The organism is Herbaspirillum autotrophicum (assembly GCF_001189915.1).
Classification (GTDB): domain Bacteria; phylum Pseudomonadota; class Gammaproteobacteria; order Burkholderiales; family Burkholderiaceae_D; genus Herbaspirillum; species Herbaspirillum autotrophicum.
Map to the genome: position 1 here is coordinate 77558 of NZ_LFLS01000016.1, position 26462 is coordinate 104019.

The 26462-nt window shown below is 57.1% G+C and carries 25 protein-coding genes; 12 read left to right on the top strand and 13 right to left on the bottom strand.

Going from position 1 to position 26462, the window contains the following annotated elements:
- Positions 1-5: 5 nt before the first annotated feature.
- The 6 genes from AKL27_RS14015 to AKL27_RS14040 form a co-directional block, all read right to left on the bottom strand.
- The gene (locus tag AKL27_RS14015) at positions 6-701 is read right to left on the bottom strand and encodes an ABC transporter ATP-binding protein (RefSeq protein WP_050463454.1); all 696 of its coding nucleotides are present in this window, start codon (positions 699-701) and stop codon (positions 6-8) included.
- A gap of 2 nt (positions 702-703) precedes the next feature.
- Complete coding sequence (locus AKL27_RS14020; RefSeq protein ID WP_050463455.1) at positions 704-1456, bottom strand: ABC transporter ATP-binding protein; 753 nt, start codon at positions 1454-1456, stop codon at positions 704-706.
- Positions 1453-2439, bottom strand: a complete 987-nt coding sequence (locus AKL27_RS14025) for a branched-chain amino acid ABC transporter permease (RefSeq protein ID WP_050463456.1) — start codon at positions 2437-2439, stop codon at positions 1453-1455. Before AKL27_RS14025 ends, AKL27_RS14020 begins: the two co-directional genes overlap by 4 nt.
- Complete coding sequence (locus AKL27_RS14030) at positions 2439-3299, bottom strand: branched-chain amino acid ABC transporter permease (RefSeq protein WP_050463457.1); 861 nt, start codon at positions 3297-3299, stop codon at positions 2439-2441. Before AKL27_RS14030 ends, AKL27_RS14025 begins: the two co-directional genes overlap by 1 nt.
- A gap of 103 nt (positions 3300-3402) precedes the next feature.
- Complete coding sequence (locus AKL27_RS14035; protein ID WP_083439044.1) at positions 3403-4626, bottom strand: ABC transporter substrate-binding protein; 1224 nt, start codon at positions 4624-4626, stop codon at positions 3403-3405.
- A 98-nt stretch (positions 4627-4724) separates the two neighbouring features.
- Positions 4725-6068, bottom strand: coding sequence for an aminotransferase family protein (locus AKL27_RS14040; protein WP_050463502.1), 1344 nt, complete (start codon positions 6066-6068; stop codon positions 4725-4727).
- 406 nt (positions 6069-6474) lie between these two features.
- On the opposite strand from AKL27_RS14040, the gene AKL27_RS14045 reads away from it, so the two are divergent.
- The 3 genes from AKL27_RS14045 (at position 6475) to AKL27_RS14055 (ending at position 9612) form a co-directional block, all read left to right on the top strand.
- The gene (locus tag AKL27_RS14045; RefSeq protein ID WP_050463459.1) at positions 6475-7518 is read left to right on the top strand and encodes a LacI family DNA-binding transcriptional regulator; all 1044 of its coding nucleotides are present in this window, start codon (positions 6475-6477) and stop codon (positions 7516-7518) included.
- 70 nt (positions 7519-7588) lie between these two features.
- A complete protein-coding gene (gene hisD / locus AKL27_RS14050) occupies positions 7589-8866 on the top strand; it encodes a histidinol dehydrogenase (RefSeq protein ID WP_050463460.1) in 1278 nt (425 codons plus the stop codon).
- The gene (locus AKL27_RS14055) at positions 8863-9612 is read left to right on the top strand and encodes an SDR family NAD(P)-dependent oxidoreductase (RefSeq protein ID WP_050463461.1); all 750 of its coding nucleotides are present in this window, start codon (positions 8863-8865) and stop codon (positions 9610-9612) included. Before hisD ends, AKL27_RS14055 begins: the two co-directional genes overlap by 4 nt.
- A gap of 128 nt (positions 9613-9740) precedes the next feature.
- Here the strand turns inward: AKL27_RS14055 and AKL27_RS14060 are convergent, their stop codons facing one another.
- The gene (locus AKL27_RS14060) at positions 9741-10430 is read right to left on the bottom strand and encodes a GntR family transcriptional regulator (protein ID WP_050463503.1); all 690 of its coding nucleotides are present in this window, start codon (positions 10428-10430) and stop codon (positions 9741-9743) included.
- Between the two features lie 336 nt (positions 10431-10766).
- On the opposite strand from AKL27_RS14060, the gene AKL27_RS14065 reads away from it, so the two are divergent.
- Positions 10767-11807, top strand: coding sequence for a porin (locus AKL27_RS14065; RefSeq protein WP_050463462.1), 1041 nt, complete (start codon positions 10767-10769; stop codon positions 11805-11807).
- A 55-nt stretch (positions 11808-11862) separates the two neighbouring features.
- Here the strand turns inward: AKL27_RS14065 and AKL27_RS14070 are convergent, their stop codons facing one another.
- From AKL27_RS14070 to AKL27_RS14080, 3 genes are read right to left on the bottom strand one after another with little or no spacing between them, the layout of a single operon-like run.
- A complete protein-coding gene (locus AKL27_RS14070) occupies positions 11863-12657 on the bottom strand; it encodes a 2-keto-4-pentenoate hydratase (protein WP_050463463.1) in 795 nt (264 codons plus the stop codon).
- The gene (locus AKL27_RS14075; RefSeq protein WP_083439045.1) at positions 12654-13499 is read right to left on the bottom strand and encodes an amidohydrolase family protein; all 846 of its coding nucleotides are present in this window, start codon (positions 13497-13499) and stop codon (positions 12654-12656) included. Before AKL27_RS14075 ends, AKL27_RS14070 begins: the two co-directional genes overlap by 4 nt.
- Positions 13496-14527, bottom strand: coding sequence for an aldo/keto reductase (locus AKL27_RS14080; protein ID WP_050463464.1), 1032 nt, complete (start codon positions 14525-14527; stop codon positions 13496-13498). The genes AKL27_RS14075 and AKL27_RS14080 overlap by 4 nt, the downstream gene beginning before the upstream one ends.
- A gap of 173 nt (positions 14528-14700) precedes the next feature.
- On the opposite strand from AKL27_RS14080, the gene AKL27_RS14085 reads away from it, so the two are divergent.
- The 8 genes from AKL27_RS14085 (at position 14701) to AKL27_RS14120 (ending at position 22388) form a co-directional block, all read left to right on the top strand.
- Positions 14701-15129 carry an RbsD/FucU family protein gene (locus AKL27_RS14085; RefSeq protein WP_050463465.1) on the top strand — a complete coding sequence of 143 codons (429 nt, stop codon included), beginning with the start codon at positions 14701-14703 and terminating at the stop codon, positions 15127-15129.
- 264 nt (positions 15130-15393) lie between these two features.
- Entirely contained in the window at positions 15394-16299 is a 906-nt protein-coding gene (locus AKL27_RS14090; RefSeq protein WP_269749224.1) for a dihydrodipicolinate synthase family protein, read from the top strand.
- 42 nt (positions 16300-16341) lie between these two features.
- On the top strand, positions 16342-17658 hold the full coding sequence (locus tag AKL27_RS14095; protein ID WP_198155966.1) for an ABC transporter substrate-binding protein: 1317 nt from the start codon (positions 16342-16344) through the stop codon (positions 17656-17658).
- Between the two features lie 124 nt (positions 17659-17782).
- A complete protein-coding gene (locus AKL27_RS14100; protein WP_050463468.1) occupies positions 17783-18709 on the top strand; it encodes a carbohydrate ABC transporter permease in 927 nt (308 codons plus the stop codon).
- Positions 18706-19524, top strand: coding sequence for a carbohydrate ABC transporter permease (locus tag AKL27_RS14105; protein WP_050463469.1), 819 nt, complete (start codon positions 18706-18708; stop codon positions 19522-19524). The genes AKL27_RS14100 and AKL27_RS14105 overlap by 4 nt, the downstream gene beginning before the upstream one ends.
- A complete protein-coding gene (locus tag AKL27_RS14110) occupies positions 19525-20592 on the top strand; it encodes an ABC transporter ATP-binding protein (RefSeq protein ID WP_050463470.1) in 1068 nt (355 codons plus the stop codon). It begins immediately after the preceding gene.
- A 119-nt stretch (positions 20593-20711) separates the two neighbouring features.
- Complete coding sequence (locus AKL27_RS14115) at positions 20712-21092, top strand: hypothetical protein (protein ID WP_157056923.1); 381 nt, start codon at positions 20712-20714, stop codon at positions 21090-21092.
- 183 nt (positions 21093-21275) lie between these two features.
- On the top strand, positions 21276-22388 hold the full coding sequence (locus AKL27_RS14120) for a Fic family protein (RefSeq protein WP_050463504.1): 1113 nt from the start codon (positions 21276-21278) through the stop codon (positions 22386-22388).
- A gap of 99 nt (positions 22389-22487) precedes the next feature.
- Here AKL27_RS14120 and AKL27_RS14125 read toward each other — a convergent pair whose 3' ends face one another.
- The 3 genes from AKL27_RS14125 to AKL27_RS14135 all read right to left on the bottom strand — a co-directional run bounded on the left by AKL27_RS14125 (position 22488) and on the right by AKL27_RS14135 (position 26416).
- A complete protein-coding gene (locus AKL27_RS14125; RefSeq protein ID WP_050463472.1) occupies positions 22488-23492 on the bottom strand; it encodes an ABC transporter substrate-binding protein in 1005 nt (334 codons plus the stop codon).
- A 233-nt stretch (positions 23493-23725) separates the two neighbouring features.
- The gene (locus AKL27_RS14130; protein WP_050463473.1) at positions 23726-24577 is read right to left on the bottom strand and encodes a transporter; all 852 of its coding nucleotides are present in this window, start codon (positions 24575-24577) and stop codon (positions 23726-23728) included.
- A 153-nt stretch (positions 24578-24730) separates the two neighbouring features.
- Positions 24731-26416: a GMC family oxidoreductase gene (locus AKL27_RS14135; protein WP_083439046.1), complete on the bottom strand. Its 1686-nt coding sequence runs from the start codon at positions 26414-26416 to the stop codon at positions 24731-24733.
- Positions 26417-26462: the final 46 nt, after the last annotated feature.

Consider the following 26462-nt stretch of genomic DNA (forward strand, 5'->3'; position numbering starts at 1 on the left):
ACGCGCTAGTGCACCGCCAGATATTTTTCCAGTCGCGCCGGTTGCGCCACACCTTCTGCGGCGGTGAAGGTATCGACTACCATGCCGTTTTCTACCATTACCACCCGGTCGGCGATTTCCAGCGCCATCTGCAAGTTTTGTTCAACCAGCAGAATCGACAGTTCTTCTTGCTTCAATTCATTCAATACGCGGCTGACAGCCTTGACCATGATCGGCGCCAGCCCTTGCGATGGCTCATCCAGCAACAACAGCTTGGGACCGGTAGCCAGGCCGCGTGCGATCACCATCATCTGCTGCTGACCACCCGATAACTCGCCGCCTTTTTTCTTCAGCAATTCTTCCAGCAACGGAAACAGATGCATCAGACGTTCCAGCGTATAGGGCGAGCCCGGCCGGTAGCCGAGCATGATGTTTTCGCGCACCGTCAACAGGACGAAAGGATCACGGGTTTCCGGCACCAGTGTCAGGTGCAGCCGGGCGATATCGTGCGGCGCGGTTTTGGAAATGTCGCGGCCATCAAAATGAATCGCACCGGCAGCTACCGGATTCAATCCCATGATCGAACGCAGGGTCGTACTCTTGCCGGCGCCGTTGCGGCCAAGCAGCGCCACCACTTCGCGTTCCGCAATATCGAATGAAACCCCGTGCAAGGCCTGGCTCGGGCCGTAGAAGGTATTGATGGAGTCAACTGTGAGCAGCATGATTACAATCCGAAATAGGCACTGTGGACCGCTTCATTGCGGGCGATTTCTGCTGCGGTGCCGCTGGCAATCAGGGCACCGCGATTCATCACGTGAATCCGGTCGGAAATTTCCATGACCACGTTCATCTTGTGTTCGATCATGATGATGGTGTATTTCGACTTGATGCTCTGGATGAAATTTTTGATCCGTTCGGTTTCCTTTTGCGACAAGCCGGCAGTTGGCTCGTCCAGCAACAAAATCTCGGGATCGGTCGCCAGCGTCACGGCAATTTCCAGCAGACGTTGATCGCCATACGAGGTTGCCTTGGCCGGCACGTCGCTGAACTCGGCCAGTCCCAGCGTATCGAGCAAGCGCGCCGCAGTCTCGCCGATTTTCTTGTACGCTCCGACCGAGCGCCAGAAACCGGTGCCGCCGTTCTTTTCCTTGCGATAGGCCGCCAGCCAGACATTCTGGTGGAAGCTGAGATCCAGATAGACGCTCGATATCTGATACGAGCGGCCGACGCCGCGCCGTGCAATCTGATGCGGCTTGAGGCCGGTGATCTTTTCGCCGCGCAGCAAGATCTCGCCACCCGACACCGGCAAATCGCGTGTCAGCAGATTGAACAGCGTCGTCTTGCCGGCACCGTTCGGCCCCAGAATGCTATGCAACATGCCGCTTTCAAATCCGATCGACAGATTTTCAATCACCGTATTGGCGTTGAATTTCTTGGTCAGGTTTTCCGCTGCCAGTACAAAAGGAGTCGCGCTCATGATTTTTCTCCGCCGTTACGCTTGTTGGCCAGCGCCTTGATCCTGGCGAATAACTCCATGACGCCGCCGCGCAGGAACAAGACCACGACAATGATGAACACCCCGAACAGCAACGGCCACCTGGCCCAGATCAGGCTGAAAAATCCTTGCAGCCAGATAAAAATGGCAGCGCCGAAGACCGGCCCGATCAGCGTCGACATGCCACCGATCACCACCATGAACACCACCGTTCCCGAGCTGGCCCAGGAAATCGCATCGAGCGGCATGATGCGATACAGCAGTGCGTACAAGGCACCGGCCAGACCGGACAGGGCGCCGGCAACGATAAACGCCGTCAGTTGTGCCCGATATACCGAGTAACCGAGCGAAGCGGTACGCCGGGCATTTTGTTTCGAGGCATCCAGCACCAGTCCCAGCGGACTGCTGGTCAGTTGCAGCAAGACCACGAATACCCCGAGGAACAGTACTGCCGTCAGCAGATAGAAATTGGTGGTGTCGTTGAGACTGATGCCGTCGCCGAACGGCAAGCCCAGCAATGGCCGGCGAATGCCGCCCAGCCCATCCTCGCCGCCGGTGACGCTGCTCCATGAATAGGCGATGTAGTAAATCATCTGGTTGAACGCAAAGGTCACCATCATGAAATAGATGCCGATACGCCGGATGCTGATGGCGCCGATCACCGCTGCGACACCGGCCGCTGCTGCGGTAGCCAGCGCCAGCCCGCCCCACAACGGCATGGCGGTATGGGCGAAACAATAACCGGCGGCATAACCGCCGACGCCGAAGAACGCGGCCTGTCCGAATGAATACAAGCCGGCGGTGCCGATCAGCAAATTGGCCGCCATCGCGAACATGCCGAAAATCAGGATTTCCGTCGCAATATTGATCGGCAACAGCAATGGCGCCAGGATCGCGATCAACAGTGCCACCGCCAGTTTATTGCCGCTGGTGGCGTAAGTGGAATAGCAGGAGGTCAAGCTCATCAGCGCTCTCCAAACAGCCCTTGAGGGCGAATCATGATGGTCAGCACCATCGCTACATAAATCAGCACCGTACTGGCGGCCGGGACAAAAATCGAGGAAACGCTTTGAATCACGCCCACCAGCAAGCCGGCGGCAACCGCACCATAAATTGACCCGAGACCGCCGATCACCAGCACCACAAAAGCAATCGACATCATTTCACTGCCCATGGTCGAATTCGCGCCCAGCAACGGCAACACCAGTCCGCCTGAAAATCCGGCCAGTCCTGCACCCAATGCAAAACCGGCAGTGACCAGACGGCCGACATTGATGCCCAGGCACTGCGCCATCTCGCGTTTATCAATCCCGGCACGGATTTGCGAACCGATGCGGGTACGTTCGATCAGCAACCAGACGGCGACGATTGTCAGCGCTGCCATGGCGCTGTTGAATACCAGATAGCGCGGCACATAAGTAAAGCCGAGATCGAATGCGCCTTGCAGCATTTCCGGCGGGCTGACGCTCAATCCCATGTTGCCCCAGCCGATAATCAGCAGTTGTTCGATGATCAGGGCGGCGCCGAACAGGAACAGCAACTGATAGAGATAAGCCTCTTTCATCAGATAGGCCACGCCGAATTTTTCAACGACGATCCCCAGCAATGCCGGTACCAGAAACGACAGCAGCAATGCCACCGGAAACGGCAGGCCGGCGGCCAGCGCGCCGTAGCAAACATAAGCACCGGCGGCGTAGAACGCGCCATGTGCGAAATTGGGGACGTTCAGCAAGCCCTTGATGATGGACAGTCCGAACGCCATCAACGCATACAGCATCCCGGTCGCAAGGCCGTTCAGCAATTGCGCGCCCAGTAATGAAATCATAATCACACCTCAGAATAGATCACGCCGGAACAGACGCCGCGCGTCGTTTGCCATATCGCTATGGCGCAACGACTGGCGCGGCGCTGCCGCCACCGATTCAACATCAGACTTTACGTTTGCATTCGCTGTATTCCGCTGGCTGCGGCTTGTCGCCCTGGGCCACGATCCTGGCGAGATCGAATTCGCTCTTGACCGCATCCGGTGTCTTGCATTCCACCACGTAGTAAGGACGTACGGTCTGATGGGTGCGCGGATCAATCGAAGTGGGGCCGAAGATACTGTCGAATTTCATTCCTTCCAGCGTCTTGATGACCGCGTCGACTTCCACGCTCTTGGCCTTGTTCATCGCCATCAGTATGGTGCGGAACGAGTCGTAGCCATAAGCAGCGGCATAGGACGGCACCGACTTGTGCGCCGCGATGTAACGTTCAACGAATTTTTTGTTGGCCGGGGTATCGATGTCCTGATAGTAGTTCAGGCCGAGAATCATGCCTGAGCGCATTTGCGGCGTCAGCTCGCGCAACTGTTCGACTTCCAGCGTCCATGGTCCGACTACCTGGATATTCTTGGCGCCGAAACTGTTGAACTGACGCACCGCCGATACCGCATCGGCACCTGCCGTCAGCAGACAGATGATGTCCGGCCGGGTCGACAGCGCCTTGGTGAAGTATTGCGTGTATTGCCGTTCGCCGGACGGATGATTGGCATTGCCGACCAGTTCGAAACCCAATTCCTGCGCCGCTACCTTGGCGTAATGCAGCAATGACTGGCCGAAGGCGTAGTCCGCCGTCAGTGTGTAGATTTTCTTCTTGTCCGGCATGGTCTTGCGCACGTATTCCAGCGTGGTACGCAATGCCGTATAGGGATGCGCCGACCATTGGAATGTATAAGGACTGCAACGGGCGCCGGTGAAATCTTCAGAACCGCCGGCCGCATATTGCAATACTTTTTCCTGCTGCGCCACTTCCAGTTCCGCCAGGCCGACCGCACTGGAAAAATTGCCGCCGAAGTATTTCAGTTTGTCCGAGGCGACCGCCTCGGTCAGCTTGCGCACGCCGGAGGCCGGCTTGCCTTCATCGTCGCGGATGATCAGATTGATCTTGCGCCCGAGCACGGTCGAACCGACTTCTTCCAGCGCCAGTCTGGCACCGCGTTCCACCAGTTCGCCGGCATAGGCGAAGGTACCGGTCTGTTGCGAGATGACACCCATGGTCAGGGTGCCGGCTGCGCCTTGCGCCCACGCTACGCCGCCCAGCGAAGTACTCGCTGCGGCCGCTGCGCCGGCTTTGAGGATGAGACGGCGATTCATGTCTGGTAACTTTTTCATATGGCTTCCTTGGTCGGTGGAGAGTCGAGAAATGATGCGGTATTTTGTTAATTTTTCTGATTCTGAAAATTGATCGCTGCCATCTTGTTCGCCGGCCGCTATGCGGCAATATTTTCATCCCATACCGGCAAACCCAATTCCCGCCCGAATGTTTTCAGGGCCTGTTCCAGACGATGCAGCAACAAGTTCATTTCGTCTTCGGTAATAACCAGCGGCGGCGCCAGCAGTGCTGCATTGTTGTAGGGCGCAATACCGGCGCTGTAGACGATCAGCCGGGCCGCAAAGCAGTGCGCGACGAACCGGCTGTTGGCGTTGAGTGCCGGATCAATCGGTTTGCGGCTCTCGACGTCACTGACAAATTCAAACCCCCACAACAATCCGCGTCCGCGCACATCCACCATCCACGGATATCTGGCCGACAGACGGCGCAAGCCGGCTTCCAGTTGCGCACCGCGCGGCGCGACGTTATCCAGCACGGCATTTTTCTGCATGTACTTGAGCACCGCCAGACAAGTCGCCGCGCTCAGCGGGTTGGCGCTGAAAGTATGGCCGAATGGTGCAGTAGTGCCGTTTTCCCGTAATGCCGCAATCAGCTTGTCACGAAACAGCACCGCGCCCATCGGCGTGTAGCCGGACGTCATGCCTTTGCCGGTGGCGATCATGTCCGGCACGATGTCATCCTGATCACAGGCGAACCAGCTGCCGGTGCGGCCGACACCGGTAATCACTTCATCCGAGATCAGCAAGATGTCATGCCGGTCGCAAATCTCGCGCAAGGCCTTGAGGTAGCCGATCGGCGGTGTCAATGCACCACCGGCAGCACCGACAATCGGCTCGACGATGATGGCGGCGATTTTGTCGGCGCCATGTTCCTCGATGGCTTTTTCCCAGGCCGCCGCGCCATGCGTCGGCAACGCCCAGTCAGCCACTGGAAAGCGATACGGGTAGGGCGGTGGCGCCACTGCAAAGGTGTGCAGCAAATCACCATAGTCGGCGCGCCGGGCGGCATGACCCGACATCGAGAGCGAGCCCATGGTCATGCCGTGATAACTGATCTGACGTCCCAGTACATGGGTTTTTCCGGGCTGCCCCTTCTCGCGCCAGTATTGAATCGCGACCCGCATCGCCAGTTCGGTTGCTTCCGAGCCGCTGTTGACGAAGAAGACGTGATCGATGTCACCGGGCGCTACCGAGGCCAACAGGTCGGCAAGTTCTTCGGCGGCAGTGCTGGTGAAATGGGTGCGATAGGTAAAACAGACTTTGGCGGCCTGTTCTTGCATGGCTGCCAGTACTTCGGGTACGCCGTGGCCGATGGATACCGTCATGGCGCCACCGGAGCCATCCAGATAATCGCGCCCTTGTGCATCGTAAATGAAGACGCCCTGTGCCCGGTCTACCTGCGGAACAATGGCGGAAAGTGGTTGTTTCAAGAGTGCTGACATGGCTTCACCTTGCATACGTATTCAATTCAATATCTGTTGTGGAATTTATATTATTTACACAGATAGTTGATTGATATTAATGGGGAAATATCGTAAGACGGACAAAATATAACTTCATAAAAATGTTTACGCAATTTATTTTGAATACGTATTCACAGATATTTTCAGGATGCTTTTTGACGGTGCGAGATTTGCGTGAAATCAGTGCACTGCACCAAAATGACTGCGCCCGGACGCGCCGTGAAATAGCCCGACGCAAACAGAATTCTTGCCGCAGCGCGACAAAATAAAAATGCAAAAATTCTCTTTTTTTAATTTCAAAGCGGTATTACTATCCGGCTGTGCATACGTATGCACAGTTGTTGAAATCCCCCGCCGCATGGCGCAATGCTTCTGAAAAAACTTCATGGCGACATCGAAAAAGAAATCTGATACCGGACTGGCAGACAGCATCGCACCGGGAAACGTCACCGCGAAAGACCTGAGCAATATGCTCGGCATCGCGCAATCGTCGGTATCGCGGGCATTCACGCCGGATTCGCGCATCTCCGATGAATTGCGTCAGCGCATCATTGCGCTGGCCGATGAGGTCGGCTACCGGCCAAACGCGATTGCCCGTTCGCTCAATACCAAATCGTCCGGCATCGTGGCGCTGGTCATGGGCGACATTACCAATCCGTTCTATCCCGAAGTTCTGGAAGCGTTTTCCTACCGGCTGCAAAAAGAGGGCAAGCAATTGCTGCTGTTTGTCGTGCCGCCGGGCCGACAGGCTGATGACGTGATGCCGCAAGTGTTGCAGTATCAGATCGACGCCGTGATAGTCACCTCGGCCCACATGTCTTCCCGCACCGCAGACATGTGTTGCCGGCGCGGCATCCCGGTCATCTTTCTGAACCGGCGCGTAAAAAACAATTCGGTCTGGTCGGTGTGCTGCAACAACGCCCGCATGGGTGAAAGCGTAGCTGACTATCTGGTGGAGCGCGGTTATCGCCGGTGCGCCTTCATTGCCGGCGCTGCAAATACCTCCACCAGCAGTGACCGCCGCCGGGGATTCGTCAAGGCACTTGGCCGCCACGGCCTGACGCTGGCCGCCAGTCTGGATGGCCACTATACCTACGAAGGCGGCTATGCCGCCGCGCACGCCTTGTTCCGTAACCAAAAAAACGATGTCGATGCACTGTTCTGCGCCAACGACATCATGGCGCTCGGTGCGCTCGATTATCTGAAGCACGTCGCCAAACTGGCGGTGCCGCACGATGTCGCCGTGGTCGGTTTCGACGACATCAGGGCGGCGGCGTTTCCGGCCTACAACCTGACCACCGTGCGCCAGCCGACCCAGGAAATGATCGACGTCACCATGCGCCTGCTGGCAGAGGGCGCGCCGCCGGACCAAGCGGGCAAGGCACTGCATGAAGTCGGCGGCCAGCTGATCACGCGCGGTACTGCCTGATTTTTCACTCACCCTTGATGCAATCAACGCCGGTACTGCGCAATCGGTTCCGGCCCAACCTGGAGAAAACATGATTCGGAATCTGAAGAGCGGCAAGACGGTCGAAGTCAAAGCCGAAATCGATGCGCAGGTACGCCAGACAGTGGAGGGCATCATTGCCGCCATCGCCGAACGCGGCGACCAGGCAGTGCGTGAATTTTCGCAACGCTTCGATGACTGGAATCCGGCCAGCTTCCGTCTCAGCCAGGCGGATATCGACGCTTGTATCGCCACATTGTCGCCACAAGTCATCCGCGATATCGAATTCGCGCAAGAACAAATCCGCCACTTTGCGCAGATTCAAAAAGACGCATTGCGCGACGTTGAAGTGGAAACCTTGCCGGGCGTGATTCTCGGTCACAAGAATATCCCGGTCGACAGCGTCGGTTGCTATATTCCGGGCGGTAAATATCCATTGGTGGCATCGGCCCACATGAGCGTGTTGACTGCCAAAGTAGCAGGTGTCAGACGCGTGATCGCCGCCGCCCCACCGTTTGGCGGCAAACCCTCGCCGGCCATCGTCGCCGCCATGCACATGGCGGGCGCCGATGAAATCTATTGCGTCGGCGGCGTACAGGCGATTGCCGCGATGGCAATCGGCACGGAGCAAATCGCTGGCGTCGACATGATCGTCGGTCCGGGCAATGCGTATGTCGCCGAGGCAAAACGCCAATTGTTCGGACGCGTCGGTATCGATTTACTGGCCGGGCCGACGGAAACGCTGATCATTGCCGATGACACCTGCGACGTTGAACTCGCGGTGGCCGACTTGCTCGGTCAGGCGGAACATGGCGTCAACTCACCGGCCATTCTGCTGACCAATTGTGAACAACTGGCACGCGACACACCGGCAGAAATCGAACGTCAGTTAGCAAAATTGCCGACCGCCGCCATTGCCGGTGCGGCCTGGCGCGACTATGGCGAAATCATCTTGTGCGACACCTATGAAGAGCTGGTCAGCGAGGGCGACCGCATTGCTTCGGAGCACGTGCAAGTCATGACGCGCGATCCGGATTATTTCCTCAAGAACATGCGCAACTATGGCGGCCTGTTCCTCGGCCAGCGCACCAATGTTTCTTATGGCGATAAAGTGATCGGCACCAACCACACTTTGCCGACCAAAAAATCGGCGCGATTTACCGGCGGACTGTGGGTCGGAAAATTCATCAAGACCTGCACTTACCAGCGCATCCTTACCGATGAGGCGTCACTGATGATCGGCGAGTATTGTTCACGGCTCTGTGCATTGGAAGGCTTTGCCGGCCATCAGGAGCAGGCCGACATTCGTGTGCGGCGTTACGCCAAATGAAGAGCCTTAACGGCAAGGTTGCCGTCGTCACCGGTGCCACCGGCAGCATTGGCGGTGCCATCTGCCACACCCTGGCAGCTGCCGGATGTGCGGTGGTGGCCGGCTTCAACCGGTCCGCAGCGGCGGCACACACGTTGATCGCGCAGCTGCCGGACAGCGGTCATTGCGCATTGGCATTGCCGGTTTCGGATTCGGCGGCACTCGCAGCGGCCGCCGCCAGCGTGGCGGAGCGTTACGGCCGTACCGACATTCTGGTCAACTGCGCCGGCACCACACGGTTCGTTGAACACAGCGATCTGGATAGCCTGGACGATGCGCTGATTGATGAAATCCTGGCGACCAACGTGCGCGGTCCGTTCGCCGCAGTACGTGCCTTTCGCTCGTTGCTGTGTGCAGATGGCGACGGCTTGGTCGTCAACATTTCTTCTACCGCCGCCGCATCCGCCATCGGCAGCAATGTCGTGTATTGCGCCTCCAAAGCGGCCCTCGACAACATGACCAGATCGTTGGGCCGGGCCTTGGCACCCCACATCCGGGTGCTGTCCGTGTCACCCGGGCTGGTCGATACCGATTTTGTCAAATCGATGGACCCGGCATGGCGCGACCGGCAAAGCAGCAATACGCCGCTGGGCCGGCTGGCACAACCGGAGGAGGTTGCCGATACCGTGCTGGCGGCGGCATCCTTGCTGACATTCGCTACCGGCAGTGTCTTGTATGTCGACGGCGGGAGGTTGCTGGGACGGTAAGGAAGGATGGACATCGCCAACCAGATGCAACAATGCCCTGAATTGATTTTCAGGGCATTGCCGTTGCAACTCACCGCTGGCGTAATTGCATCCTTGCGCCGCCGCTCAGGTCACGGCGAAAACCGGAGCTAGTCGGCCAGCATGCGCGAGCGCGCCACTTCAATGTGGGTATTCAGTGCCGCCAATGCCTGATCGACATCGCGCGTCTTGATGGCAGCGATCAATTCCAGATGTTCGGTCATTGAAGGCAACAAGCCTTCCGAAGTCAGAATAGTGTTTTCCAGACGGATCAGGCGAATGCGCAAACTGTTGACGCGATAGATCTCGGAAATGATTTCATTGCCGAGCGAATCGATCATCATTTCGTGCAGACCGCCATCGACGGCTTGCGCATCGGTCAGCAACTGGCTGTCAATCGAACGCGATTTGGCGCGCTTGACGATATCCTTGTGCGCCGCTTCGATCTTTTCCAGATCGGCGTCGGAAACGTTGCGGGTGAATTGGACCACGGCCTCGCGCTCCAGCGTCAAGCGCAACTGGAATGCATTGCGCACCAGCTTGAGGTCCACATAACACACCTGCAACCCGCGGTTCGGCACGGTCTTGATCAAGCCTTCGGCTTCCAGCCGCGGCACCATTTCGCGGATCGCGCCAAGCGGCATATCGGTCAGTTGCATCAATTCCCGTTGCGAAAGGAATTGCCCGGGACGAATATTGCCGCTCAATATCTGCTGCGTAAAACTCTCATAGGCCTGCAAGCGCAGCGGCTTTTCATCCTGGCTGTCGGGTAAGTTATGCTCGACTGGCTTTTTTTTCATGATATTTTCCATTTTCATTCCGCGAACGGGCAACTTGTGGTCAACATGTTAGCATGCCACGTCATCGCTTCACCACCGCTATCGCGCCTTCGCGCAGCCTTCTGATATCGCTCCCGGCTCGCCCCTGTCTGGTGCCATGACCACCGCAGAAATGCAACAACGACGCACAAATAGGCGTTGACAATTTATCGCAACTCGCTAACATGTCAGCACGTTGCAGCCAACAACCAATTACTTCATTCAGGTTCTGCATACATGTGCCGTCGGCGCCGGGTTCACTTGCGCAACGATGGCATGAATCACATTATAAAAATCAACCAGAGGAGACTACAGCAGATGAAACGGATATTAATCGCCGCCGGCCTGATGACCGCGTTCGGCGCGCACGCCCAAAGCAATGTGACGATCTACGGCATCATCGATAGCAGCGTGCGTTACACCACCAATCAGAATGCTGCCGGCAACGGCAAGCTGGAGCAGACCGACGGCATCCTGAGCGGCAGCCGCATCGGCTTCAAGGGCGTGGAAGATCTGGGCGGCGGCATGAAAGCCAATTTCGTACTGGAAGCCGGCTTCAACCCCGATACCGGAGCCTCCGGCCAGGGCGGGCGTCTGTTCGGCCGTCAAAGTACCGTCGGTCTGAGCGGCAGCTACGGCAATGTCATGCTGGGCCGCAAGTACACCGTGGCACATGAAATGATGACCAGCTATGAAGCGATGTTCTTTGCCAACCAGGCGATTGTCGGCTATCAGGGCGGCAACTATACCGGTCTGCGTCAAGACAACCAGATCCAGTACAACAACAAGTTCGGCGATTTCACCGTCGCACTGGGCCACACATTCGGCGAACAGGCCGGCAGTACCAAGCGCGGCTCGACCAACGGCGCCACGCTGGCTTATGACAACGGTCCGTTGCATCTGGGCGGCAGTTATCAGGTCATGAGCGGCATCACGACCGAGTACTTCGGCGTTGCCAATCCGCTCAGCGAACAAAAGGTCTGGTCATTGGGCGGTACCTATGTGCTGGGTCCGGTCAAATACTACCTCGGCTATACCAACAGCAAACTGGATATCGCCGACTACGCCAACAAGGCTTACTATGTCGGCGCCAACGTCACGCTGTCGCCGGCGCTGAGCCTGATCGGCACGGTCACTTACGACAAGATCAAGCATGCCGGCACCGACGGTGGCCGCACCATGGCGGCAGTGATGCTGGATTACTTCCTGAGCAAGCGCACCGACGTTTACATCGAAGCAGACTTCAACAAGTTCAGCGGCGCCTGGCGCACGCTGGCCAACTCGCCGGGGTTCTCCACGCCGATGTTTGGTAACGACTCCCGCGTCGGCATCATGACGGGCATTCGTCACACGTTCTAAGTTAATCCGGCGCACATGGCAGTCTGCATGTGTGCCGGCTTGAGGTCATGCAGCTTCAGGTGGCGGCTCGGATCGTCACCTGAAGTTTGCCCAGCGTACCGAACTGCATGCGCAACATCTGATTCGCCGGCACTTGCAACAAGCCGTGATACGAACCGGTAGTCACCACCTCGCCACGCCGCAATCCCGTTTGCCGGCCATTCAAATAGTTGACCAGCCACAGCAGCGCACGCAAGGGATGTCCATCCGGATGTTTGCCTTCCCATTCTTGCTTTGCCGTTGCGCCGTCACTCTCCAGTGTTAGCTTGAAACCACGCAAGACTTCGCCATCGATATCTTCCAGTGCCGCCGGGCCGTCAATCTGCGGTCCCAGATGCAAACCGAAATTGGACAGACTGTCGGCAAGCTTGTCGGGAATCTCGGTGGCCAGTGCGGCATAGCGCGAGGCAATCAACTCAAATGCCAGATGCGTCGAAGCGATTGCCGCCAACACTTCGGTCTCAGTGTAGGGGGTCGCGCGCGGTGGCAAGTCCTGGCCAATGACATAGGCAATTTCAGGTTCGATCGGCGCCACGCCGTCGATCAGCGGTACGCTGCAGGAATCACCGCGTGAAATCCTGTCCAGCGGAATCGGCGCCAGAATGGCGCTGCCGGCCGGAGCCACCGAACATTTCCAGCCGCCGCGGGTCGTGCCCAGCAAATCGAGCACTTGCTGTTGAATCTGCAATGCGTCATCGATACTGGCCGGCCGCAACGGTGCCGCCAACAATGGTCCGCGCCGCTGTTGACGACGACGGTCCACCAGTTCCTGTGCTGCGCCTGCTGCCAATGTTGTTTGTGCCGCTGTCATGCCTGGACTCCTGAATGTTCTGTGGATAAACGGTATGCCGCCTGCGCGGCGCGGGTGAAGACATCTTCCGGTGCGGCGCGCAACCTGGTAACCAGTTGGCGACAACGTACCAGCCAGTCGCCATAGTCGCCGGCCAGTTCCAATACCGGCCAGTCGCTGCCCCATAGTGTACGTCCGGAAAAGCAAGTCAGAATATGTTTCATGTAAGCGGTACATGCGGCGGGCGAGGGTGGCGTGCCGCTTTCATTGAGCAGCCCGGACAGCTTGCACCACACATTCGGATATTCCGATAACCACGCCATGGCTTGCGCCCATTCCTCAAACACGCCGTTGACCATATCGGGCTTGGCGCCGTGATCGATGATGATGCGCAAGTCCGGCAACAGTTCGGCCAGACGACCGATATGCGGCAGATGCACCGGCTTGACCAGCGCGTCAAAACTCAGGCCGTGCGCCGGCAATGTCGCCAGTGCCGCCACCACGTTGGGTTGCATGATCCAGCGCGGGTCGGCAATGTCCTGCAACATCGGACGCACCCCAAGCAACAAGGGATTGCGTGCCAGTTGCGCGATGCGCGCCGGGGCATCGTCGGCGGCCAGATCGACCCAGCCGACCACACCCAGAATATGTTGCGGATGCAATGCGGCCTGGTGCAACAGGAATTCGGTTTCGGCGACGCTGGGAGCCGCTTGCACCAGAATGCCGTGACTGACTTCATTGGCGCCGGCCTGCGCTTGCCAGTCAGCGACGCCGACATCGCGAAAGATGCTGCCGCTGTCCGGCGTCAGCCAGCCGTAATCACCGCGTTGCAGTTGCCAGATATGAAAATGACTGTCGATCATGGTGCGACTCCTGCAACCGGCGCTGGCGGTACGGGCGCATCCGCCGGCAACAAGCCCTTGGCGCGCAAGGCTTGCCAGAAAGCATCCGGAATCGGGTGCCGCAACATGCGGCGGGCATCGTCCCATTCTTCTTGCCGGCGCGCGCCCAACATCACGATCTCGACCGCCACATGCGCCAGCGGAAATTGCAAGGCCGCAGCGCGCAACGGTACTGCGAATTCCTCACAGGTATCTTCGATGGCGCCAGCCCGGTGAATGATGTGTGCATCGGCCGGCGCGTAGTTGAAATGGACCGTGTCGCGCTGGCGCACACCGGTTGCCAGAATGCCGGAATTGAATACGCCGCCCAATGCAATGCGCGTGCCGCGCGTCGCGCACAATGGCAACAACGCTTGCAGCCCGCTCTGATCCAGCAACGAGTAGCGACCGGCCAGCATCAGGCAATCCAGTTCGGCTTGCGCCAACACATCGAGGCAGACTTGCGCATCGTTGACGCCCAATCCATAAGCACCGATCACACCCTCGCTTTTGAGGCGCTGCAAGGCGGGAATCGCACCGTGGATCACGTCATGCATGACCGCCGGTTGCTGCGCGCCGTGCGTGGCCACGTCAATATCGTGAATGTAGACGACGTCGAGACGAGCCAGCCCGAGGCGCTGCAAGCTGTCTTCAATACTGCGCACCGTGCCTTCGTAGCTGTAGTCGAAGGTTTGTGAGAACGGCATCACATCGACATAGGCATTCTGGTCACGCGCGGTGGCGGCATCGGCACGCAGCAACCGCCCGCTTTTACTCGACAACACAAAACTGTCGCGCGCCAATCGGGCGGTGCGCAGCGCCTCGCCGATACGATGTTCTGAACGACCGTTGCCATAGTGCGGCGCAGTATCGAAAGTACGGCAGCCGTCATTGATCACATGCGCCAGCAGCGCTGCCGCGCGTGGTTCGGGAATCGTGGCGAACAGATTGCCAAGTGGTGCACCGCCCAGCCCGAGCGCCTGGCCATCGGTGGTTGGAGGAAAAATCATGAGGGTTCCTGAGGTGGCTGCTTCGGCTGCCCGGCAAAGCCGGGATGGCTCGCACAGGTGCGCGGGCCAATACGCGTGCGCCCGCACCGAGATTAACGATCAAACATTCCATTAATGAGTTACCAGTAACATGTTAGCATGTTAGATCAACGCTTAAAACAGGAGACACCCCCATGTTGAAAACAATTTCCCCGTTGCTGTCGCCGGATTTGCTGCACGCGCTGGCAGCAATGGGCCATGGTGACGAAGTGGCAATCGTCGATGCCAATTTTCCGGCGGCGGCACTGGCGCAACGGCTGGTGACAGCGCCCGGCATCAACACCCCGGCCATGATGGCGGCCATACTGAGTCTGCTGCCGGTGGACGATTTCATTCCCGAACCGGGCTGGAGCATGGAAATCGTTGGCGATGCCAACGCCTCGCTACCAGTCATCGATGAGATTCGCACCACACTGGCACAACATGATGCCCGGTCACTGGCGGCGCTGGAACGGCATGCTTTCTACCAGCGCGCCAAGACCGCGTTTCTGATCGTACAAACCGGTGAAACCAGAAAATACGGCAATGTGTTGTTGAAGAAGGGCGTGATTGCGAGCGAGTGACCGCGCGGATAAATCCCGTGTCCGGGCGCATCTGAGGCGTGCGCCCGTACCACGCTCAGGCAAAAAATTCTTAGATAATTAATCACTGACATGTTACATTGTTGGAGTTGATTATTTAAACGCGGAGAATCTGTTTGCAGTCGCCATCGCACCGTTACAGCGAGCAAGCGGCAAACATCTTGCTCTGCTTGCACGCCTGGCTGTCAACCTGATCTCGCAGTGCCGGCGTCGCCATCGTTCATCGCACACTGACAAGGATTTATTTTGGACACGACATTACACGGCCTGTGGCCGGCTCTCATGACTCCGCTGGACGCACAATCGGGGCTCGACACCGCAAAGGGCGTTGCGCACGCCAAATCACTGCTGGCGGCAGGCTGCGACGGCGTCACGCTGTTCGGCACCACCGGTGAAGGACCGGCGTTCTCGGTCGCCGAACGACTGGCCTTCGTCGATGCATTGATCGCTGCCGGCATTCCTGCCGCGCGCCTGATCATCTGCTCCGCAGCGGCCAGCAATATCGACCAGATCGCTATCGGTCGTCACGCCTCCGAACACGGCTGCGCAGCATTCTTGTTGTTGCCGCCGTTCTTCTTCCGCAATCCGGGCGAGCAGGGCGTGATCGATTCAGTGGCAGAAGTCATTGATGGCATTGGCGATCCGAAGCTGGCCGTGATTCTCTATCACATCCCACAATTGTCGAGCGTGCATTTCACATCGGCCGTGATCACCACGCTGGTGCAGCGTTTCCCGCAGCAAATTTTTGCGGTCAAGGACAGCGCCGGCAATCTGCAACATTCGCTGGCTTTGATCAAAGCCTTCCCGCAACTCAAGGTCTTCGTCGGCGCCGAAGAGCACATCGCACCGGCGATGCAAATCGGCGGCGCCGGCTCGGTGTGCGGACTTGCCAATCTGGCGCCGCGATTGATGAAAAGAGTTATCGCCAAGCCTGCAGAATTGTCGACGCAAGACGCCGCGCTTATGGGTAAACTCTTGGGCCTGATCGGCCAGCACTCATTCGTCAATGTGTTCAAGACGGTGTTGGCCGAACAAAAGAATGACGCGGCCTGGCTGCGTGTGCGCGCGCCGCTGTCACCGCTGGACGACACGGCGCGGGAAACGATCCTGGCCGCTTACCGGGAACTGAAACTGGACGCCGCTACCCTCTAGGGCGCAGGCATTGATCAACAAGGAGGAGACAAGATGGATTACATGGCAAATATGAAACGCCGCCGGCTGCTGCAAGCATCGTCGGCACTGGGTCTGATGGGCTTGGTGCCGGGCGTGATGGCGCAAGACGGCTTCAACTGGAAACAGGCTGCGGGCAAGAAGCTGGAAATTCACCTGATCAAGAATCCGCGCGGCGAACTGCTGCAACGGAATCAAAAGGAATTTGAAGAACTGACCGGCATCAAGGTCGGTTCGGAACAAGTGCCGGAGCAGCAATCGCGTCAAAAGACGGTGATCGAGTTCAACTCGGGCCGTACCAGTTTTGACGTCGTGCATCTGAGTTACCAGGCGCAAAAGAAGCAATTCGCCAAAGGCAAGTGGCTGGAAGATTTGCGTCCGTATTTCGCCAAGGCGCCGGCCGAATTCGACTTCAAGGATTTCTCCACCGGTGGTGTATCGTACGCAACCCAGAATGATGGCCGCATCGACTCGTTGCCACTCAATCTCGATCCATGGATTCTGTATTACAACAAGGAATTGTTCGCCGCCAAGAATATTGCGCCGCCCAAGACCTTCGCTGAACTGGTGACCGCTGCGCAAAAACTGCATGATCCATCAAAGGGTGTGGTCGGCATGGTGGGTCGCGGAGTGAAGAATGCCAACGTATTGTTGTGGACTTCCTTCTTCCTCGGTTACGGCGGCACCTTCATCGATACCCTCGGCAAGTTGCAGACAGATTCGCCGGCCGGCATTCAGGCCGCCACGCTGTATCGCGATCTGCTCAAGAATACCGGTCCGGCTGGCGTCGCCGGCTTTAACTGGAATGAAGCGCAAAGTCTGTTCTTGCAAGGCCGCGCCGCCATGTGGATCGACGGCAGCGGTTTCGCGCCGCCACTGGAAGATCTGACCAAGTCCAAAATCGTCGGCAAGGTCGGCTACGCCGAAATGCCGGCCGGACCAGCCGGCCAGATCTCCGGTCTGACCGGCGACGGCCTCGGCGTTTCGGCTTTCTCGCCGAACAAGGATGCCGCCTGGTTGTACACCATGTGGGCCACCGGCAAAGTCATGCAAGCGCGCATGTTGCTGACCGGCGCTGGTGCACCGGCGCGCAGCTCGCCCTACGCCAACAAGGAAATCGTGGCCGGACAGAAATTGCCGGCAGCATGGTTGCAAGCGGTTTCCGATGCTATCAAGCGCAGCAGCCCGATCTTGCCCGTGATCGAGCCGGTCAATGAATTCCGTGATGTGTACGGCATTGCATTGACCAATATGCTCGGCGGCGCCGACGTCAAGACCGAGCTGAAAAAAGCGACTGCGGAATTCCAGCCGGTGCTCAACAAGAGCGGCTGGAAAAGCTGACACGCCGCACTTCGATTGACGTGGCCCGGCCACGTCATCGCCGGCAAGTTTGGGCAGTGCACCAGTGATGATGCATTGCCCGGGCGCGGGTCAACCGCTCGAATTTCCTGAATAAGCAAACAACATGTCAAATCTCAACTCACCTGCCGACCAGCCGCCGCGTTCGCTGCTGGCGCGCCTGTTGCCGGTCAAACCATCGCCCTATGTGTGGTTTATCGTACCGGCGCTGGTCGTGCTGATGGCAATCATCATCTTCCCGTGGGGCTTTACCCTGTGGATGAGTCTGTTCGACTGGAAGATCGGTTCTGCCGCCACGTTCATCGGCCTTGGCAACTACGCCGATCTGGTTCACGACACCCGTTTCCTCGAAGCGATCTTTCATACGCTGTATTTCACGGCGCTGGCAGTGATTCTGCCGCTGATCTTCGGCACCTTCGCGGCACTCGTCTTCAATCACAAATTCCCGCTGCGCGGCTTGTTGCGCGGCATGTTCCTGTTGCCGATGATGGCCACCCCGGTGGCAATTTCGCTGGTCTGGACCATGATGTTCCATCCGCAGCAAGGGGTGCTCAACTATCTGCTGTCGCTGTTCGGCATCGCACCTTCGGAATGGGTCTACTCCTCCAGCCTGGCGATTCCCTGTCTGGTGCTGGTCGATGTCTGGCAGTGGAGTCCGCTGGTGATGCTGATCGTGCTCGGCGGCCTCGCTTCGCTGCCCTCGGACCCGTTTGAAGCAGCGCGACTGGAAGGTGCTTCGACCTGGCAAGTATTCCGCCACATCACGTTGCCGATGGTGCTGCCATTCATCATGGTGGCCGCAGTGGTGCGTCTGATTGATGCGCTCAAGACTTTCGATACGATTTACGTCATCACGCAAGGCGGTCCCGGCACCGCATCCGAGACCATCAATCTTTATCTCTACCTGCAAGCGTTTTCGTTCTATCAGGTCGGTAAGGCATCGGCAGTGGTGGTGGTGTTCTTCGTCCTGGTGGTGGCTTTGTCGCTGATGCTGTTCTGGCTGCGCGAACGTTCAAAATGGTCTGACGCATGAAAAAATTACTCGATAAATTCCTGTTCGCCGTCATGGTGTTGATGGTGGTGGCGCCAGCCGTCTCCGTGTTTTTGTGGATGCTGTCGTTGTCGCTCAAAAATGAAGTGGACACGCTGGCTTATCCACCGGCACTGATTCCAAGTTCGCCGACGCTGGCCAACTTCATCGCGGTGTTCGATGGCGGCCCGTTCTTCAGCTACTTTCTCAACAGCGTGATCGTATCCGGTTCGGCGACGCTGATGGCGATTGCAGTGGGCGTGCCGGCGGGTTACGGCATCACGCGCATGAAAGCGCGCAAGATGCTGCTGACCATCATGATCGCCCGCATGACGCCGGCCATCAGTTTCCTGATTCCGCTGTTCACGGTATTCCAGGCCATCGGCCTGACCGGTACGCTGGCGCCGATCATCGTTACGCATATGGTGATCACGTTGCCGATTACGGTGTATATCGTGGCCGGTTATTTCGAAACCCTGCCGCGCGAACTGGAAGAGGCGGCCACCATGGACGGCTGTTCGGTCTGGCAAAGTTTCCGTCATGTGGCTTTGCCACTGGCCCGGCCCGGCATCATGGTGGCGGCAATTCTGGCCTTCATCTTTTCATGGAACAACTTCGTGTTCGGCGCCGTGCTGGCCGGTCGTGAAACCCGTACGCTGCCGGTCGCCATCTATAACGTGCTGACCTTCGAACAGATCGCCTGGGGCCCATTGGCCGCTGCTGCGCTGCTGGTCACATTGCCGGTGCTGATACTCACTCTCTTCATTCAAAAAGAAATCGTCGGCGGACTCACTGCCGGTGGCGTCAAAGGATCTTAAATGTCTTCAGTCAAACTAGAACAAATACGCAAGGACTTCGGTAGCACGTCGATTATCAAGGGCGTGGATCTGGAAATTCCACACGGAGAATTCGCCGTCTTCGTCGGCCCCAGCGGCTGCGGCAAATCAACCTTGCTGCGCATGGTGGCCGGTCTGGAAACGCCGACCTCCGGCAGCATTTTCCTCGGTGACCGCCGCATCAATGATGTGCCGGCCAAGAACCGCAATGTCTCGATGGTGTTTCAGAGCTATGCGCTGTATCCGCACATGACGGTGGAGCGCAACATGGGCTTCGGCCTGATGATCGCCAAAACCGCGCCGGACATGATTCGCAGCAAGGTCGAAGCCGCCGCTAAAATTCTCGGCCTGGAAAAATTGCTGACGCGTCTGCCGCGCGAACTGTCAGGCGGTCAGCGCCAACGTGTGGCGATGGGCCGCGCCATGGTGCGCAATCCGGAAGTGTTTCTGTTCGATGAACCATTGTCCAATCTGGATGCCAAGCTGCGCGTGCAAATGCGTACCGAAATCCGTGCGCTGCATCAACGTCTCGGCACCACCTCGATTTACGTCACGCATGACCAGGTAGAAGCCATGACCATGGCCGACCGCATCGTCGTACTGCGCGATGGTCTGGTCGAGCAGATCGGCAGCCCGACCGAACTGTACGACCGCCCGGTAAATACATTCGTCGCTGCGTTCATCGGTTCGCCTTCGATGAATCTGTTGCCCGGCACGGTTGCCGCCGGTGCAATTGCGTTCGACGAAGGATCGCGTCTGGCATTGCGCAGCCAGCAGCATGTGCAAGACGGCGCCAAGGTTACCATCGGCGTGCGCCCGGAAGACTTCCGCGTGGTCGCGGCAGGCACACCGGGTTCGCTGGCAGCCGAAGTCAAAGTCACCGAGTTCACCGGCGCCGACACCCAGCTTGTCTGTACTGCCAATGGTCAGGAAGTGATTGTCGTGTTGCATCAACGCGTAAGTGCACAGGTCGGCGACAAGCTCGGCCTGATCTGCGAAGGCGAGAGCATGCACCTGTTCGATACTGGCAGCGGCAAGCGTCTGGCTTGAGCGGGGGCAGCGACTTCACTGATCTGAAGCGCTGCCGACATTTTTCAGATTCCCGAGGCCGCCATGGAAGAGGCCGTACCCGGTAAAATTGCGGCCTGGGGAATCACCAACGAAAAATGATGAACAAACATTTCAAAACGAAAATGGCATATCTGCTTGTGACGGGATTGTTGGCGTCCCTGTCGTGGGCGCAGAACAAACCCGAAGCGAAAACTGACAGGCCTACCCATGCCCGCAAGGACGGTACCCATGATTTCGGGGTGCAATACATGTCTGCCAACAATGACCGATGCGGCAGTGCGCCGCGATCCAATACCCGCAACATAACCCGGATCAGCAAGCTCAAAGGGCACTGGCTGGCAGACGATGCATGCGGCGTGATCAACGGCAACCAGGTCACCGTGTATTACCCGGAAGCGACTGAAATTACGCCGTTGGATGACTGGCTGGCGGGTGCCAACATGGAAACGTTCTATTCGCTGGATGCGGATAAGAAGTAGCGTTGCCACTCCAATATGTGAAATGAACGGAAAATACTCACCGCAGTGAAATCATATTTCCACACAGAAAATTCGATCTTTTCGCGTTGCAAATTCAGTTTATGCGGTGAATCCCCGTCTTAATCACCGCAAAATATGCAGTGATTAATTGTCAATGCGGTGAATCCGGCGCATAATCACCGCATGAATCGCGGAGAAAAAATCTATATATGGCAACTTTCCGAATGGCCGCAATGGTCGTTCGACTTGCTGCGACTGACGCCAGCATTGAGCGAGGTCAGTCTGGCGCAAGGCATGTTGCTCGGTCGCCTTACCGATGTCGGAATGGCGCCACGCGAACTGGCCAGTCTGGCGGCATTGACCGATGACATCGTCAACACCAGCGCCATCGAAGGCGAACACCTCAATGTTGAATCGGTCCGTTCTTCTCTGGCACGCCGGCTCGGCGTAGACATCGGCGCCATTGCGCCGGCTGACCGCCACGTCGATGGCATGGTCGACATGATCCTCGACGCCACTACCGCATTCGACCGGCCGCTAACCAAAGCGCGTCTTTTCAGCTGGCATGCTGCACTGTTTCCAACCGCGCACAGTGGCCTCAACAAAATCGATGTCGGCACATGGCGCGGTGCTGCCAGCGATCCCATGCAAGTTGTGTCGGGCCCATACGGCAGACAGAAAATCCACTTCGAAGCACCACCGGCGAACCGGCTGGATGCAGAAACAGATCGCTTTCTTGCATGGCTCAACAACGACTTTAGTCAGCCGCCGCTGATCAAGGCCGGACTCGCTCATCTGTGGTTCGTAACCTTGCATCCGTTCGACGACGGCAATGGGCGCATTGCGCGCGCCATCGGTGATTTGCTGCTGGCCAAAGCAGATGGCAGTCCGCAGCGGTTTTACAGTTTGTCTTCGCAAATCCAGCGTGACCGGAAAGCGTATTACGACATCCTGGAACGCACACAAAAGGGAAGCATGGATGTCACCGCCTGGCTGACATGGTTTCTCGCGGCACTGAAACAAGCGCTGAACAATGCCCATACAACGCTTGATGCGGTATTGAGCAAAGCACGCTTCTGGCAACGCTGGGCAGAGACACCGATGAATGAGCGGCAAATCAAAGTGCTCAATAAATTGCTCGATGGTTTCGACGGCAAGCTGACCAGTTCAAGGTGGGCCGCCATTGCCAAGTGTTCTGCCGATACCGCGTTGCGTGATATCAATGAATTGGTGCGGGCAGGTGTGCTGCGCAGGGCTGAAGGGGGCGGGCGCAGCACCGCTTATGAATTGATGTAGTGCACGCCGTCAGACGGTATCCGCGATGGCGATCAAACAAAAAATGCTCTGATTTCGATCAGAGCATTTTTACATTCCAGTCCAATACGCAACAACTGTTTACTTGACCTGCGAGACAAATTCATCCGTGTAGGTCTCGGCCAGATTGATGCGCTTGCCTTTGATGTTCGCATTGAAACCGGCCATCACTTTCAATACAGTTTCCGGACCACCTGGCGGCATCTTCCCGTCCTTGGAATACATTTGAATCGATGCTTTCAACGCCTCGATATATAACGCCTTGTTGCCGCCGTAATAATCCACAGGCATCTTGTCGGCAATTTCCGCTGCCGTATGCGAATGAATGAATTGCAGCGTTCTCACAAAGGCGCGCGACAGCTTGAGCGCGGTCTCTTTGTTATCCCGTGCCCATGAACTTTGTACATATAAACTGGAGGCCGGATACAGTCCGCCGAGTGCGGCCTTGGTACCCTCGACGCTGCTCAGATCAACCAGCACCTTGGCTTCGCCGCTGGCGCGCAAAATCGACGTGGTTGGTTCGGTAGTCCATGCAACATCCACACGTTTTTGCTTGAGCGCAGCAAAGAGAGTATTGCCGGCGCCAATCGGCAGCATCGAGTAATCACTGGTTTTCAAACCGTACCGCGAAGCCAGATAGTGGCCGAGAAATGTCGACGAAGATCCAAGCCCGGTAACGCCAAGCGTGCGTCCTTTGATATCGCCCATATTCTTGATCTGAGCCGCAGCATCGGTGCGCACCATTTCCATGCCACCCGGCACCACACCAAACAGCACGATGCTCTGGATTTTTTTGCCTTTGCTCTGCAAATCAATCGTGTGGTCATAAAATCCCACTACCGCATGCGCAGCGCCGGCCAGCAACTGGTTCTCGGCATCGACGCCCGCCTGTTGCGATTGCAGCTCGACGTCCAAGCCCTCGTCCTTGAAATAACCCAGATTCTCAGTGAGCTTGGGTGGCAGGTAAATGAGCTTGTTGATACCACCGACGATGATGATGATTTTTTCGGCGGCCAGCGTATTGGCACTGAGGATGGTTGCCGCCGAAACAACGGCGGCCATGGCGAGTGTTTTCAGAAATGGCATTTCCAGTCTCCTTGTTCGTTATGAATCTACGATAGCAGAAATGGGAAATGCGGGTGGGATGGCCGGGGTCTTGCCAACCAATAGCGGTGTTCGATATTTCGGGCGGCTTTACAAAACGACAAAAGCCAATCTTGGGTTGGCTTTTGTCATTTACCGCATTACAGATTTAATCTTTCGTCATGTACGCTATGCGATTCGTATCTTCCGCGTACTTGCCTCGCACTGCATGCACCTCAATAGGCATACAACAAGCGCAATGCCAGGGTATCGAATTTGGGTCCATTTTCGACCTGCAGATCCTGACTGTATTGCGCTTGTAATTGCCACTGCCTGGTCAGAAACGAGGCCAATGTCAGGGTCGCATTGGTATCTCGTTTACTACCGGCCAGCGTCACACCATTCAACGACTCTTTCGCCCCGACCGTGTAGCGCAGCGACGCCGCCAGATGGGTTGCTTCGCTGACGTGGTAGCGCAAATGCACAAACGCACGCGCCATTGCGTCTTTGCTTGATCCGGTATCTCGCCGGTCCTGATAAAACTCGGTCTGTCCAATTAGATCGATAGTCCATTTGGGCGCCAGCGTTTTGATGTAGCCAACCTGAAAGTCGGCCGCCCAGCGATTATCGCTGATCGCAAAACCTTTATTCTTTTCAGCGCCGGTCGGCGCAGTAACGAAGACCGAGTATCCAAGATGCTCGCCGCCGGCCAGATCAGCGATGGTCCACAACGTACCGCCGAAAATGACATCGCCGATACCGGTGCTGCTGGTGTCGGCCAGTCCATTCTTTTGCGTCGCGTACGGAATGATGATCTGCGGATCGATGGTGTACCCACCCAACTTCATGAAATGCACCTGACGAAACAAACCCAGCTTCACGTTCAGGTCGAGATCTCTGGGCAAGGCAACTTTATTGCCGCCGGCGTAGACGTCATCGGCGCGTATCTGTTGCGCATACACCATCGAGAGATTGGTACCGGCCGGCAGCGCCGTGTAGTCTCCGGGATCCGGAGTGGTGGCGGCGCGCGCCATGTTGGCGGTCATGGTTAACATCACGGCCAGCGTGATTTTGGTCAGCTTATGCATGTGGCGACTCCCTTATCATCATTATTGTTTTCTGCAATGCGTCCTTGCGAAATCAAAGACGCAACATCCCCCGGGAGAAATTTTTCTCGCGTTGCTCTCACAGGGGAAACAGGTTGCGCGTGCGTCTGACGACGAACGCTGCTGCGCACGGAATCAGGCTTTGGCAGACGCCTTGATCATGTCTGCTGCTTTCTCAGCGATCATGATCACCGGCGCATTCGTATTGCCGGATGTCACCATTGGCATGATGGAGGCATCGGCTACGCGCAAACCGGTCACTCCGCGTACTTTGAGTTCGTGATTCACGACTGCCATTTTTGAATTTCCCATCGCGCAGGTACCGACCTGATGGTGATAGGACACCACGGCGCTGCGACAATACTCCGCCAGTTGTTCATCCGTCGTCTTGTCTTCACCCGGATAAATTTCACGCCCGCGCCACTCGGCCAGTGCCGGCTGGTTGGCGATCTTGCGCATCATCTTGATGCTGGTGATCAGTGTTTTGACGTCGTAATCTGTCGCCAGTACATTCGGGTCCAAATGCAGCGGATCGTTGACGCTGGCCCCGGTCAGGCGCAACTCGCCGCGGCTGCTCGGTGTGACGCCAGCAGCGCTGAGCGTAAACGCGTTACCGGTGCCTGCTTGTCCCGGCGCGTAGTAAGGCACATTAAAAAACAGCGGCTGCATGTCAGGCCCGGGCAATTTTTCATCCGACTTTGCAAACAACTGCGCGTGCAACACCTGAATGCCTGGATCATCTGGTGCGGGAATCTCTTTCTTGCCTTCGTAAATGACCGGCAACAAATTATGGTCATGCAAATTCTTGCCGACACCCGGCAGATGATGCACCACCGGAATGTTGAATTTGCGCAGTTGCTTTTCATCGCCGATGCCGGACAACATCAACACCCGTGGCGACTCGATAGTGCCACCGCTCAATATCACTTCCTTGCGCACCATTACCTGTTGCAGCTTGCCATCCTGTTCGTAGACGATACCGCTGCAACGTTTGCCGTCAAACGTCACTTTGTGCACCCGCGCATTGGTGATCAGGCTCAGGTTGCTGCGCTCCAGTGCCGGCCGCAAGAAGGCTACTGCGGTACTCTGCCGTTTGCCATCCTTGGTGTTGAGATGATTAAAGCCGACGCCGTAGATATCCGCGCCGTTATGGTCAGGGTTGTACGGATGACCCGCTTGCACTGCTGCATCCACCATCGCCTTGGTGACGACATGCGGTTTGTAGTTCACCGTAACATGCAACGGGCCACCCTGACCGTGAAAGGCATTTGCGCCCAGTTCATAGTCTTCTGATTTTTTGAAGTAGGGCAGGACACTCTGGTAGCCCCATCCTTTGTTGCCGGCTTTTTCCCAAGCGTCGTAAACAGAGGCGTGACCACGGACATAAATCATGCCGTTTAACGAACTGCTGCCGCCCAGCGTCTTGCCACGCGGCCAGAATAAAGAGCGGTTATTCGCATGCTTTTGCGGAACGGTGTCATATGCCCAATCGTATGCGGTCTTCCACAATTCGATCAAACGAATCGGCGTCGAGATGACTTCTGAATTGTCGGGGCCGCCCGCTTCCAGCAACAAGACCCTGACCGCCCGATCTTCGGTGAGGCGATTGGCCAGCACGCAACCGGCCGATCCTGCTCCCACGATGATGTAATCGAACGTCCCGTTCTTGTCTTCGGCAGCGTTGACTTTAGCGCCCGCCATCAGGCCACCAACCATCAACGTGCCGCTGGCGACGCCCACCGACTTGATGAAACGACGACGGCTGAATACCGGCTGGCTGCTATCGTCACCAGTGTTTTTTATATCTTTTGATTCTTTCATGTCATCTCCTGAGAATATTTTTATAAATTTACTCACCACACTCTTT